Below are 11,232 nucleotides of genomic sequence, written 5' to 3' on the forward strand. Positions count from 1 at the left end.
CCGCCTATTCTATCTCTACAATTTCGACCTCTATCCGAGGGTTGTTTTTATCTATGTAAAACGCATCTGTAAATCCTTTGATATTATTCCATCCGTCATTTTCGAGTATGCCATCCTTCACAAGTGCATCTTGGATTACTTTACGGCCAAAGGATGAGATATTATCTAAATCTCTGCGGCTGTCTTTTTCGTGCCAATGATATGACATCATCACTGGCTTTTGGATTTTAACACCGCGAAGGCAGCGCCTAATGGCCATAAAGACAAGCATTTCATTATCGGCTTTCATTCCTGCGCCCTTGTATTTACTGGCGCGTTCTGCTCTTATATAGTCATTCAGATTATCCAATCTTCCGGGTATGGTTAGTAAGTATTTCATTATCCTTCCTTTCCGTAAAGGCATTATTCATGCACATCCTTTTATGTAATACCTTTCGCGCCCTCGATAGTTCAGAGGCGAGATATCTTTTTAACTCCGCTTCATCTACCGGATCGCCAGGGACTGGTCTGTATATGCCATGCCCCACATTGATAATACAATCACCCTTTTTATTGGCATCCTCTATCATGGTCCGAAGGATTCTGTCCGTATATGTATTTGACGGTCTTTGCAGTGGTTCTGTGTGTCCGTCTGGTATTAAGTTAAACAGCCTTAAGGCTTCATCCTTTCTCTTCATTTCTGCCCTCCTTGGGACTTACAAGGCCGATACGGGGGTATACCGGCCTACGCCGCACTATTATGGCTTACTCGTGATATATTCGCCATTTACTAATATGAGGTTAATAGTTGCTATGTATTGGCAATTGCCCTTACATCATAAATAAGACATTTTAAAGATTTGCCGGAACTCGTCTCGGCTTCCGTGATGCTGCTCGAAATATCTCTGGCAGCTCTGCTTGAGCTCCAGGTCCAGTCCTTTGTTCGGGTTGTCATGCACGCTATGATCTGACATATTATGATAATCCGGCCTGAGAGCCACAATGAATCCGTACCTCTCACAATGCGTCCTGCGCCCACTGCCGGGAAATATGTGGTGTATGGCTACATTTGTACTGTCCGTGACGTAGCAGCGGCTTAAATCAGATTGCAGTACGCTAAATAATTTCTTTGCCATTACACACCCCATTCCTGCTTCATACGAGCGATTTCATCCGGTGGAAGAGTTTCTATATCCTGGTCCTTTGCCTCTTCTACTACGCGGTCTATAAATTGGCTCATTTCGGCGGTGTCGTATTCACTGGACCCTTTTATCATCAGGTAAGATATAAACTTCCCGTTGTCCTTATACCGCTTCCAGTGCCCCGTGATTTTTGACATATCTACGGAGCTTTTTACCGTGACGGTTATGTACCCGTTCTCATCCTCGTAGATGATGCCGTATTTCTGTAGGAGTTCTTCGTATACCTCATCTTTGCTTGTGCCGAGTGCTGACGCTATTTTACTCATCAGCACCCATACGTAAGCATTAGCATCAAGGCTACGCTTTTTACGCCAGCGCTTAAGGCTTATAGACAGCTCTCCCAATCCTTTCAACGTCTGTAATTCCTGCGCTGATACTTCCGTCACGGCAAGAGTTACTAATATTCCATGAGTATAATAATCCTGCGCTAACTGCGTGATTCTTCCAATACAATCCATTATTCTTTCTTCCTCACATCGAATTGATAAACCATCCGATTCAAAGAGTCGTTTCTAATAGCAAGGGCCTTGATTTCTCCATCCTCTACAATGATTTGCGTTACCCGAAATTTATCATATGTAGTATATTTCTTCTTCCCCTGATATTCCAACTCTTTGAGGGCCACATCTGCTTGTTTTATCCAGATATAAGGGGAAGTGTAAAGCTCTCGACCTATACCCCAGTTAAAACATGCCCTCTTGAAAGCGTCTGAAGCTTGACCTTTTTCTTTCTCTGTATATGATTCCGTTCCAACATCTTGTTTAGTAATCCATTCGCCCTTAACTTCATCGAAAATTGATACATTGCAGAAGAGATTTCCATTTATTAATTCATGACTTCTTTGCCAGTTCTCCGGTCCCACTGTCTCATCGAGAATTTTCATATCGCAGCGAGCATCCTTGTATAAAAGAAGAGAACAACCTTTTTCTGAAACGGTACTAACGCGGCACTCTATATCATCCGCCGTAAGCGTTCTAAATTTGTTCATCTATTATAACGACCTCCTTTTCAAGTACGCGACTCGCCCACATATCAGCAAAATGAAGGAGCAGATATAACGGAGTCTCTTTACCGGGTATTTGATACTTAAAGTTTCCATATAGCCCGTTGTGCCATAAAATAGCAAGTTCCTCTTCTTCTGTCAGATTGATAAATTGTGATGCGATTTTGATAGAACGTATTTCATGGTCAATAGGAGAAAGCTCTTTATTGACTTCATAAGGTTTTGATAATGACTGATACGGCTCCGGCGCGGGATTAGCCTTGGTCGGTCTCCCTTTTAACATGTTCGGCACATAACCAGGCTTATCATAATCCCCGGTCTTACCGAGGTCGTGAAGCAGGGAACAGATTATAATAGCATCCTGCTGATCCTTCGTAAGGAGCTCCGGCCCCTCGCATAAAAGGAATGACACATCCTGCATTGCGCCGAGAACATTTAAACTGTGCTCTGCAAGCCCTCCCTCTTTCGCTAAATGATTTGACGCGCTGCATGGAACCTCATAAAATCCATTTTCTTCCATCCATTTAAGAAGTTGGGACATCCCCTCTCTTCCTGTTGATTTTAAACGCTCCTCTATTCTCTCTTTAAAATCCATAATTATTCTCTCTTTCTGCCTCCTCCAAGGCTTCCTGCTCACGCTCAAGGCGTGTTTTATGTTTTACTCCATATTCGATTTCATTCCACCACCAGTCACATACCATGTGGTTTTCAATCCGTTCCATGATCCAGCTCCTCCGATATTTCAAAGTGTATTCGGCCGGTATCGTCCTCCCCACTCTTTCTGTACTCGAATCTCTGCTGCGAATCGCCGTAGGTAAGGTAAATTGCCCCGTCCTTTGTTACTGTGACAGAAAGCATTTTATCCATGAGGTGTCTGTACATTTTTGATTCAATTTCAGCTAAAGATGGCTGAATCTCATGAACGAATTTCTTGATTTCTTCTATACCCATTTGACATTCCTTTCCCTACGCCTTATAATAGGCATAGAAATAGCATTACATGTGTTATTTGTGACTCTGTTTACTTTGGTCGGTTGGCAGAGTCATTTTCTTTTTTATTCATGGATATGACAAGCGATATTACTATGATTAATGCCAAAATCGCTATTGTTCCTAAAGAACCTATCGTCATACCCGCCAAAAATGGATTTACTATCACGTATTGTCCTCCTTTCAATTAATCTACTTCTGTAAATTCCCCATTGATAAGCGTATAATAGACATTTTCTTTAATTACCTCTCCGTCTACTCTCGCTATTTTTGCATCTTTCAGCTCCCACGAATCCGGTCTGAAATATTCATCTTCATCGCCGTTCCATTCAGCCAGTACTATGTATGAACCAAGCACTCCACGGGCTTTTCCTTTATATCCCCAAGCCACCGCTACGGCATCTTTGTCCAACGCTTCGGATGCGCCCTTGTAACCCGTTGCCGAGGATGCGCCACAGTTACCCGTTGCCGAGGATGCGCCATAGTCACCCGTTGCCGAGGATGCGCCCTTGTAACCCGTTGCCGAGGATGCGCCATAGTCACCCGTTGCCGAGGATGCGCCATAGTCACCCGTTGCCGAGGATGCGCCATAGTCACCCGTTGCCGAGGATGCGCCATAGTCACCCGTTGCCGAGGATGCGCCATAGTCACCCGTTGCCGAGGATGCGCCCTTGTAACCCGTTGCCGAGGATGCGCCACAGTTACCCGTTGCCGAGGATGCGCCCTTGTAACCCGTTGCCGAGGATGCGCCATAGTCACCCGTTGCCGAGGATGCGCCATAGTCCTCATCAGATTTCTTTGTCTTATCGATTCTCGCTGTGGTATACTCAATCGCGGCCTTTACTAATCCGGCGATATTAAGAGATACGCCTATTTTAATTTTGGAGGCCGCTACCTTCGTATCGCCGTCCCCTTTACGACTGATTTTTCCGTCAAGCTCTACTTCGCGGTAAACACTGCTGTTCGGGCTGTAATAATCCAGGCAATCAAGAGGATATTCGCAAGCATGGAATCCGTGGTCACAGCATTCTGCCGAATCCATTTCATATTCCTTTCCCTCTTCATACTGGAACTTCGTGCCATTCGGCGTACATGTCATATCCTGATTAAATCCTTTAAATGCTTTCATTCCTTCCTCCTATCCGACTGCGTCCACTAACTGGACCCACACATTTTTCCTGCCCCACTCGCGGCAATCATCATAATCCGGCATGTAAATATCAATGCACGTACCGCTCTTAATTCTCTCGTCCCCACCAGTATCCAGAATTTCATAGATACCGATAAAGTCCCCTACCTTGCCGTTATCATCCTTATATAAGATTGCTGTAAGCCCTATCCACTCTTTACGACCTGCCGCTATCCCTTCACGTACTGCTTGTCCGCTTGCTGTGATCTCGCCATAGCAATAGGCTGTACTCTCGATTTTAAAAGGTGCGCCATAGGGATTGTCCTCTGCGTGGGCCGTAAGTGGTTTATCATAGATAACACAGAGTATCGGGAGTACTACGGTGATGATAAAGAGCAGTATCATCATGGATATCCAAAAGGCTGTCTCTCGGTTATTCTTCTTCACGCAATCCTCCTTCTTTTATGTAAAAGCAAAAACATATAACACCTATAACGAACAATATTACCGATGCGATCAAGCCCGTTCCTAAATCAAAATATCCACCTATTCCGGATACGCCTAATATGCAACAAGTGAAGCCGGCGTTACCTAATAATTTTGTAAGGGTCATATTACCTCCCCGTTTTTGAACTTCTCAAGGTGAGGTCTAAATATTGTGTAGTTCCAGTTCTCGGCATCTTCCTTTCTGTCCGCAATGCCAATATGTATCAATCTGTGGCGCATCCAACTTCGCAGTTTTGCAGGAGATATATTTAGTTCTTCTGCGGCTTGCTCTACTGACACAAGCTCAATCGCACAATTTTGCATTTATTCACATCCTTTCTTGCTCTGTTTTTCGGGTTCTAAAAAAAAATCAACGGAGACATTAAAATAATTTGCTAATTTAAAAATTTTGTCTAACTTGGGAGTATACCTTCCATATTTCCAGTTAGTTAAAGTGGATGTCGGTATACCCGTTTTCTTGGACACTTCGTAGTCGGTAACCTCTGCTTTATCTCTTAAAGCAGCGTATTTTTTATACAAATTTTTACCTCCTTTCACATTATTGTTGACAATAGCTAAGATTTCTTATATAATTTAAATGTCAGTTCAAAGTTATAAAAGAAATCCAAGCTAATTGTTTTTGATTAGCTTTGTTATCTAAGCTATATCTGTATATTAGCATTGATTTCAAAGCTTGTCAATACGTTTTAGCTTATTTTTCAAACTTATTTTGAAGGAGTGCTATATGTATCGTATTTTCGAGGAATTATGTACAAAGAACAATGTTACACCTTACAAAGTATGCAAAGAAACCGGGCTAACCACTTCCACTATTAGCAATTGGAAAGCCGGAAGATATGTGCCGAAGCAAGATAAAATGCAGAAGATTGCAGATTATTTTGGGGTATCTCTTGAATATCTAACTACAGGAACGGATGGAGGGGATGATGCAAATAACAAGTCGAAGCTGAGAGATGCGCGAGATATAGCTGCTGACATTAACGGGCTTCTCAATAAGTTGGGAAACAAAGGGGATGGACCTGCTCTTTATAACGGGAATCCCTTGACAGATGAGTCGGCGGAACTCCTGAGAGAAAATTTAAAAATCTCTCTTCGGCAGTTGATGTTAATCAATAAAGAGAATAACGAAAATGGCAAGTGAATTTGATGTATAAATTTACTAATTTACTAATGCGCTAGGTGTCTATCCAATATGGATTGATATAGTAAACTATGAGAAAGGGGATTAATCATGTCATTAATCAAATGCAGCGAATGCGGGAAGGATGTATCTGATTTGGCGAAATCTTGTCCAAATTGTGGCGCGCCAATATTTAAGTATGTGAGCAGTGCAGAAAGTAATTTCACGGAGGATCACCCGAGTTACAGCGTGGAAGATGGTAAGAACAATACAGTGGTAATGAGAAAAAAACATTCCACATTGAGCATTGTGGCATTTGCACTATCATTCTTGGGTTATTTTTCTGTTATAGGATTGATTGTTGCAATTGTAGACTTAGTGAAGAAGAATGTTACTAAAAAGCATGGATTCTCAATCGCGGCCATCGTCATATCTATTATTGTTTTATTTATGATATCACTTAGTTCCGAAGATTCGACTAACTCCAAAACAGGGAATGAAAAAGCTGCTACGGAAGTGAGTAGAGAGATCGAATCTAACGTTGTAGAAAATGAATCTCCGTCCGATTCGTCTGCGGAAGAAGTTACATATAACACAGAGCCTGTGATGGATGAAAATTTGGGGAAAAAGGAAACGGACATAGATGAAAATGAGGACATTCCCCAGATTTCGAAGGAAGATTTCATTGCATCTTGCCAAGAGATACCATATAAGACTTTGGCGCGTAATCCGGAGGACTATATCGGGCAACCCATTGTATTGACTGTTAAAATCACACAAATTCTGCAAGGCGGATGGTTAGACGACGGGCAGTATTACAGAGTATATACCAATGACGAGTATGACATTTGGATGGGCGATGAATATTTTATGTATGACACAAGAATAGACGATGGTATGAAAATCCTGCAGGATGATATTATTAAGGTATACGCCGAATTTGCAGGGGTTGAAACGGTTACAAGGGCACTGACTAATACTAACGAAGAAGTGCCGGCGTTTAAAGCAATGTACATAGAATTGGTTTCTGAATAAAACAAAAACCGCCCCTGCGCAAACAAGGGCGGAATCAAGCAACTATCAACGGGTGTACCCGCAATAGTCATCTCCAAGCAAGATGATTATAGCACATTATAGTACATCCATGCAATAGGGTGTATTTTTTATACCCAAAAATGAGGAGAAAACAAGATGAGAAATCCACCAGGATACGGAACTATAGTTGATTTAGGAAAAAATAGGCGCAGGCCAATTGCGGTACGTGTTCCGAACGGAAAGAAATTTAATAAAGAGGGTGTGGAAATTAATGATTATAAGTATCTGGATTATTTTCCTCGTACGCCTGAAGGGAAAACGGCTGCAATTGATTTGTTAGCAAAGTATAACAGCGGCGTAAATGTGCGGACCATGCCAAACATATCATACTGCCCTACTTTCAAGGAACTATTTGAACTATGGCTCGACCGTCATACCGAGAACCTACGGAAAAAGAAAGGTGGAGTATCTGACCAGTTAGTCACATCCTATAAATCCGCCTTCAAAAAATGTAAGCCAATACACGGTAAACGCATAGATAAGATACAATTTCAAGATATCCAAGATATTGCGGACGATATAGCTGAGATGTCATATTCAACTGTTTTAAATGTGAAAATAATACTAAATTTTACGTTCGACTTGGCCAGAAAGCAAAAGTATATCACAGAAAACTTTGTCTCGGATATAGAATTTATATATAAGACTAATGATGAATCAAAACACTCTATGTTTTCCCGTAAAGAAGTTGATATGCTGTGGAACAATAAAGATGATTTTAATGTAAGAATAATACTGATTATGATATATACGGGATTTAGAATAGAAGAACTGCTCTCACAGCTTACGGACAAAGTATATATTGCTGATAGATACATGATTGGAGGGATAAAGACCAAGGCCGGAAAAGACCGCATTATTCCTATTTCAAGGAAAATAATGCCTTTTATTGAGGAAATATACGACAAAGGCAACATTTATCTTTTGCAGCGACAAGACAACCGATATTGGAGGAATAGCTTTTTAATCGAAATTTGGAATCCTGCAATGGAAAAACTGGGAATGAAACACCTGCCCCATGATACAAAATATACTTGCGCGTCTTTATTGGATAGAGCCGGCGTCAATGAAAATTGCAAAAAAATGATATTAGGGCATAAACGTCAAGATGTCACAAATGGAGTTTATGTGCAAAAGGATCTGCTTGATTTAATTAGTGCCATAGATATGATATAAAGTGTATACTTAGTGTAACTTTTGTATTCAAATAAATAATTATCTATATCAAATAAATGGCGTATTTAATGCATTTATGATTAAATATAACTCGTATACTTAAGGAATATTTAAGAAATTATATCCAATGTCTTATTTACTTCCTTTTAAAATACTGCTAAAATGAGGGTTAATCAAAAAGCGGTATATTTTTTTTGCAAATGAGGGCATGTTATGTATTATGTGATTGTAAATCCTGCTTCGAAGTCCGGGCGGGGACGACAGATATGGATAGAACTGGAAGAGGTTTTCAAGGAAGGGGAAATACCGTATAAGGTTGTCTTTTCGAAAGGAATCGGGCACGTTACTCAGGTTGTTGCAAAGCTTACCGCTCCTCTTGCCGATAATCCTGCCGCAGATCCTATCAGGCTGATCATTCTTGGAGGCGACGGCACCATGAATGAAGTACTTCAGGGCATCAGTGATTTCGACCGCGTATGGCTGGGCTATATCCCCACCGGTTCCAGCAACGATTTGGCGAGAGATTTACTGCTTCCGAGGAATCCTCTGGATATTCTTTCTACTATTATAGAAGGGAAAGTTGTCCGCACCATGGATCTTGGACTGCTCACTTATGATAATCCGCCGGGAGAACTCTCCAGGCTTCACGCGCAGGAGGTACCGGATACCCGGTATTTTTCTGTAAGCAGCGGTATCGGCTTCGATGCTGCCGTATGTGAGGAAGCTCTGGCCTCCCGTTTTAAAAATATTTTAAACAAGCTTGGACTTGGAAAGCTCACTTACCTCGTTATCGCACTTAAGCAATTGATTGCCGCAAGGTCCGTCTCCTGCGATATCTATCTGGACGATGCGAAGGAACCCATTCACCTGAATAGTTTCTTGTTTACAGCATTCATGATCCACAAATATGAGGGCGGAGGCTTTAAGTTCTGCCCGACGGCTGATTCTGCCGATGGGATTTTGGATCTATGCGTAGTGGGAAATATCCCCAAGCCGATTATATTGCTGGCACTTCCTACCGCATTTTTCGGAAAACATTATATGTTTTCTCAAATAAAGCATTATTCGGCATCAAAGGCAAAGCTTACTGCCTCAATGCCGCTTTGGGTACATACCGACGGCGAAGTGTATGCGAAGTCCGACAGTATCTCTATTTCTTGCATTTCGCAGAAAATAAAATTAATGATGTGATTTTCCGTCTGCCATGGGAGGGCATAAGGTGCAAAATGAAAACTTTTTATGAAAAATATAAGCATGCGATACCGGTCATGATTTATGCGGTAATTTATATGACCTGGTTTCTGTATTTGGAGGAAAGTAATAAGAGAAACTTCCGGGTCATCCATGTGACCTTGGATGATTATATTCCTTTTTGTGAATTTTTTGTCATTCCGTACTTTTTATGGTTCGTTTACGTATCTGCAGTAGTTATTTACTTTTTTTTCAAAAACAAAGAAGATTACGCCAAATCTTGCGTATTCTTCATTATCGGCATGACTATATTTCTTATTATTTCCACGCTGTTTCCCAACGTGCATCATTTACGCCCGGCGGTTATGCCAAGAGAAAATATTTTTACCCATTTGACAACTTACTTATACAGTACGGATACTCCTACCAACCTATGGCCCAGCATCCATGTATATAATTCACTGGGAGCGCATTTTGCCGTTGTAAAGAACCCCCGTCTGGCGGGTAAAAAGTGGGTGGCAAGAGGTTCGTTGATTACATGTATTTCCATTATCCTTTCCACCATGTTCCTCAAACAGCATTCTTTATTCGATGTGGTCACCGCCTTCATCATGGCCGCAATCATGTATGGCATCGTATACAAGTACGACATCGTCATGGTATACAAGGAAAGAGCTCATGCCCGTAAAAAAGCAGCACCGCAGGTCAACTAAGACCTACGGTGTTTTTTAATCGAATTTAAAAATTTAATTGAATTTGAAAAAGCGCTGGCAAATACGGTAACCTTCTACAGAAATCTTTCTGCCGCCCTTTCCGGGAAGATTCATAGAGTTTCCGAGAATGCCGTATCTAAGCCTTGTATAAAGCATTCTATCCTTCTGCTTGATATAATCCCAGAGCTCCTTCTTTTTCGTAAGATGTTCCTCGCTTCCTCCACGGATAAGGAGTATTGAGGAAATCGTCGTTATGATTTCCAAATAGTTAAACATATATTTGCGCATTTTGCGGTTCGCTTTTATTTTAGCCTTATTCTCCGCCATATAATCCACCATGATTTTATTCACCTTGATTTGCTGGTCGATTCTGGAAATCATGATAGTTTCATTTACCGACTGGCCCTCCCGCCCGATGTAGTAGCGGTAAAAATTCACATCGAGATAATACATATTTTTTACAAAAGGAAGAGGCTCGAACACATATAGGTTGTCCACGTAAAAAGTGTGCTCCGGCAGCTTCAGTCCGCAATCCTTCAAAAGTTTCGTCCGAAAGATAACGGAGTGCATAAGGATGTATTGTCCCTTACGGAAATATCTTACATCATTCCATGAGAACATTTCGTCCCGAGGCAGGGCATAGTGATAACGCATGACCCTATTCCTTTTCTCGCCTTCTTTTTCATAGACGAAGTTGCTGATCAGCATATCCAGTACCTTTTCTCCCCCTGCCAAGTTCCTCAGGGTATCCAATACCTGCATGTAATCGCTTTCTTTTACCCAGTCGTCGCTATCCACCACTTTGAAAAACAAACCGGTGGCATTTTCTATTCCTGTATTCACCGCCGAGCCATGTCCTCCGTTTTCTTTATGCACAGCACGTACAATGGACGGATATTTTTCTGCATATTCGTCTGCAATTACCGCGGTACCGTCCTTAGAACCGTCATCCACTATGATAATTTCCACATCCTCTCCGCCTGTAAGCAGAGACTCTACACATTTTCTCATATACCCTTCCGAGTTATAACAGGGTATCGCAATTGTTAATAACTTCATTTTCTTCCTCCAACCATTAAAATTCATGGATTTTATGATTTTCATCCTTAGCAGCTTTTTTATCTAGC

The 11,232-nt window shown here is 41.5% G+C and carries 19 protein-coding genes; 5 read left to right on the plus strand and 14 right to left on the minus strand.

Annotation, left to right across the window (positions count from 1 at the left end):
• Nucleotides 1-4 precede the first annotated feature (4 nt).
• The 13 genes from V6984_RS16875 to V6984_RS16935 all read right to left on the minus strand — a co-directional run bounded on the left by V6984_RS16875 (nucleotide 5) and on the right by V6984_RS16935 (nucleotide 5,329).
• On the minus strand, nucleotides 5-379 hold the full coding sequence (locus V6984_RS16875) for a RusA family crossover junction endodeoxyribonuclease (RefSeq protein WP_342756772.1): 375 nt from the start codon (nucleotides 377-379) through the stop codon (nucleotides 5-7).
• Nucleotides 342-677, minus strand: a complete 336-nt coding sequence (locus V6984_RS16880) for a hypothetical protein (RefSeq protein ID WP_342756773.1) — start codon at nucleotides 675-677, stop codon at nucleotides 342-344. The genes V6984_RS16875 and V6984_RS16880 overlap by 38 nt, the downstream gene beginning before the upstream one ends.
• Nucleotides 678-815: 138 nt before the next feature.
• Nucleotides 816-1,115: a phosphoenolpyruvate carboxykinase gene (locus V6984_RS16885; RefSeq protein WP_342756774.1), complete on the minus strand. Its 300-nt coding sequence runs from the start codon at nucleotides 1,113-1,115 to the stop codon at nucleotides 816-818.
• On the minus strand, nucleotides 1,115-1,639 hold the full coding sequence (locus V6984_RS16890; protein ID WP_342756775.1) for a hypothetical protein: 525 nt from the start codon (nucleotides 1,637-1,639) through the stop codon (nucleotides 1,115-1,117). Before V6984_RS16890 ends, V6984_RS16885 begins: the two co-directional genes overlap by 1 nt.
• Nucleotides 1,639-2,169 (minus strand): Rad52/Rad22 family DNA repair protein, encoded by a 531-nt coding sequence (locus V6984_RS16895; RefSeq protein WP_342756776.1) that lies wholly within the window; start codon nucleotides 2,167-2,169, stop codon nucleotides 1,639-1,641. The genes V6984_RS16890 and V6984_RS16895 overlap by 1 nt, the downstream gene beginning before the upstream one ends.
• Nucleotides 2,156-2,779: an HD family phosphohydrolase gene (locus tag V6984_RS16900; protein ID WP_342756777.1), complete on the minus strand. Its 624-nt coding sequence runs from the start codon at nucleotides 2,777-2,779 to the stop codon at nucleotides 2,156-2,158. The genes V6984_RS16895 and V6984_RS16900 overlap by 14 nt, the downstream gene beginning before the upstream one ends.
• Nucleotides 2,769-2,906, minus strand: coding sequence for a hypothetical protein (locus tag V6984_RS16905; protein ID WP_342756778.1), 138 nt, complete (start codon nucleotides 2,904-2,906; stop codon nucleotides 2,769-2,771). Before V6984_RS16905 ends, V6984_RS16900 begins: the two co-directional genes overlap by 11 nt.
• A complete protein-coding gene (locus tag V6984_RS16910; RefSeq protein WP_342756779.1) occupies nucleotides 2,893-3,135 on the minus strand; it encodes a hypothetical protein in 243 nt (80 codons plus the stop codon). Before V6984_RS16910 ends, V6984_RS16905 begins: the two co-directional genes overlap by 14 nt.
• Nucleotides 3,136-3,205: 70 nt before the next feature.
• Entirely contained in the window at nucleotides 3,206-3,343 is a 138-nt protein-coding gene (locus V6984_RS16915; protein ID WP_342756780.1) for a hypothetical protein, read from the minus strand.
• A gap of 18 nt (nucleotides 3,344-3,361) precedes the next feature.
• Nucleotides 3,362-4,303, minus strand: coding sequence for a DUF7666 domain-containing protein (locus V6984_RS16920; RefSeq protein ID WP_342756781.1), 942 nt, complete (start codon nucleotides 4,301-4,303; stop codon nucleotides 3,362-3,364).
• Between the two features lie 9 nt (nucleotides 4,304-4,312).
• Nucleotides 4,313-4,750 carry a hypothetical protein gene (locus V6984_RS16925; protein ID WP_342756782.1) on the minus strand — a complete coding sequence of 146 codons (438 nt, stop codon included), beginning with the start codon at nucleotides 4,748-4,750 and terminating at the stop codon, nucleotides 4,313-4,315.
• Nucleotides 4,751-4,912: 162 nt separating this feature from the next.
• Nucleotides 4,913-5,113 carry a helix-turn-helix domain-containing protein gene (locus V6984_RS16930; RefSeq protein ID WP_342756783.1) on the minus strand — a complete coding sequence of 67 codons (201 nt, stop codon included), beginning with the start codon at nucleotides 5,111-5,113 and terminating at the stop codon, nucleotides 4,913-4,915.
• The gene (locus tag V6984_RS16935; protein ID WP_342756784.1) at nucleotides 5,114-5,329 is read right to left on the minus strand and encodes a helix-turn-helix transcriptional regulator; all 216 of its coding nucleotides are present in this window, start codon (nucleotides 5,327-5,329) and stop codon (nucleotides 5,114-5,116) included. It abuts the gene before it with no gap.
• Nucleotides 5,330-5,534: 205 nt separating this feature from the next.
• Between V6984_RS16935 and V6984_RS16940 the strand changes: the two genes are divergently transcribed.
• From V6984_RS16940 to V6984_RS16960, 5 genes are all read left to right on the plus strand, one after another.
• A complete protein-coding gene (locus V6984_RS16940) occupies nucleotides 5,535-5,951 on the plus strand; it encodes a helix-turn-helix transcriptional regulator (RefSeq protein ID WP_342756785.1) in 417 nt (138 codons plus the stop codon).
• A 90-nt stretch (nucleotides 5,952-6,041) separates the two neighbouring features.
• Nucleotides 6,042-6,965, plus strand: a complete 924-nt coding sequence (locus tag V6984_RS16945; protein WP_342756786.1) for a zinc ribbon domain-containing protein — start codon at nucleotides 6,042-6,044, stop codon at nucleotides 6,963-6,965.
• 156 nt (nucleotides 6,966-7,121) lie between these two features.
• Nucleotides 7,122-8,201 (plus strand): site-specific integrase, encoded by a 1,080-nt coding sequence (locus V6984_RS16950; RefSeq protein WP_342756787.1) that lies wholly within the window; start codon nucleotides 7,122-7,124, stop codon nucleotides 8,199-8,201.
• Nucleotides 8,202-8,414: 213 nt separating this feature from the next.
• A complete protein-coding gene (locus V6984_RS16955) occupies nucleotides 8,415-9,392 on the plus strand; it encodes a diacylglycerol/lipid kinase family protein (RefSeq protein ID WP_342756788.1) in 978 nt (325 codons plus the stop codon).
• A gap of 35 nt (nucleotides 9,393-9,427) precedes the next feature.
• On the plus strand, nucleotides 9,428-10,105 hold the full coding sequence (locus V6984_RS16960) for a phosphatase PAP2 family protein (RefSeq protein ID WP_342756789.1): 678 nt from the start codon (nucleotides 9,428-9,430) through the stop codon (nucleotides 10,103-10,105).
• Between the two features lie 33 nt (nucleotides 10,106-10,138).
• Here V6984_RS16960 and V6984_RS16965 read toward each other — a convergent pair whose 3' ends face one another.
• Nucleotides 10,139-11,164, minus strand: coding sequence for a glycosyltransferase family 2 protein (locus V6984_RS16965; RefSeq protein WP_342756790.1), 1,026 nt, complete (start codon nucleotides 11,162-11,164; stop codon nucleotides 10,139-10,141).
• Between the last annotated feature and the right edge of the window lie 68 nt (nucleotides 11,165-11,232).

The sequence above is a fragment of the Kineothrix sp. IPX-CK genome (genome assembly GCF_039134705.1).
Lineage (GTDB): Bacteria > Bacillota > Clostridia > Lachnospirales > Lachnospiraceae > Kineothrix > Kineothrix sedimenti.

What these genes read in the sequence shown, in the direction of transcription:
- V6984_RS16905 (WP_342756778.1), bottom strand. Translation starts at nt 2,906, where the DNA reads ATGGAACGGATTGAAAACCACATGGTATGTGACTGGTGGTGGAATGAA.
- V6984_RS16940 (WP_342756785.1), top strand. Translation starts at nt 5,535, where the DNA reads ATGTATCGTATTTTCGAGGAATTATGTACAAAGAACAATGTTACACCT.
- V6984_RS16945 (WP_342756786.1), top strand. Translation starts at nt 6,042, where the DNA reads ATGTCATTAATCAAATGCAGCGAATGCGGGAAGGATGTATCTGATTTG.
- V6984_RS16875 (WP_342756772.1), bottom strand. Translation starts at nt 379, where the DNA reads ATGAAATACTTACTAACCATACCCGGAAGATTGGATAATCTGAATGAC.
- V6984_RS16965 (WP_342756790.1), bottom strand. Translation starts at nt 11,164, where the DNA reads ATGAAGTTATTAACAATTGCGATACCCTGTTATAACTCGGAAGGGTAT.
- V6984_RS16885 (WP_342756774.1), bottom strand. Translation starts at nt 1,115, where the DNA reads ATGGCAAAGAAATTATTTAGCGTACTGCAATCTGATTTAAGCCGCTGC.
- V6984_RS16960 (WP_342756789.1), top strand. Translation starts at nt 9,428, where the DNA reads ATGAAAACTTTTTATGAAAAATATAAGCATGCGATACCGGTCATGATT.
- V6984_RS16930 (WP_342756783.1), bottom strand. Translation starts at nt 5,113, where the DNA reads ATGCAAAATTGTGCGATTGAGCTTGTGTCAGTAGAGCAAGCCGCAGAA.
- V6984_RS16910 (WP_342756779.1), bottom strand. Translation starts at nt 3,135, where the DNA reads ATGGGTATAGAAGAAATCAAGAAATTCGTTCATGAGATTCAGCCATCT.
- V6984_RS16920 (WP_342756781.1), bottom strand. Translation starts at nt 4,303, where the DNA reads ATGAAAGCATTTAAAGGATTTAATCAGGATATGACATGTACGCCGAAT.
- V6984_RS16880 (WP_342756773.1), bottom strand. Translation starts at nt 677, where the DNA reads ATGAAGAGAAAGGATGAAGCCTTAAGGCTGTTTAACTTAATACCAGAC.
- V6984_RS16895 (WP_342756776.1), bottom strand. Translation starts at nt 2,169, where the DNA reads ATGAACAAATTTAGAACGCTTACGGCGGATGATATAGAGTGCCGCGTT.
- V6984_RS16950 (WP_342756787.1), top strand. Translation starts at nt 7,122, where the DNA reads ATGAGAAATCCACCAGGATACGGAACTATAGTTGATTTAGGAAAAAAT.
- V6984_RS16955 (WP_342756788.1), top strand. Translation starts at nt 8,415, where the DNA reads ATGTATTATGTGATTGTAAATCCTGCTTCGAAGTCCGGGCGGGGACGA.
- V6984_RS16900 (WP_342756777.1), bottom strand. Translation starts at nt 2,779, where the DNA reads ATGGATTTTAAAGAGAGAATAGAGGAGCGTTTAAAATCAACAGGAAGA.
- V6984_RS16890 (WP_342756775.1), bottom strand. Translation starts at nt 1,639, where the DNA reads ATGGATTGTATTGGAAGAATCACGCAGTTAGCGCAGGATTATTATACT.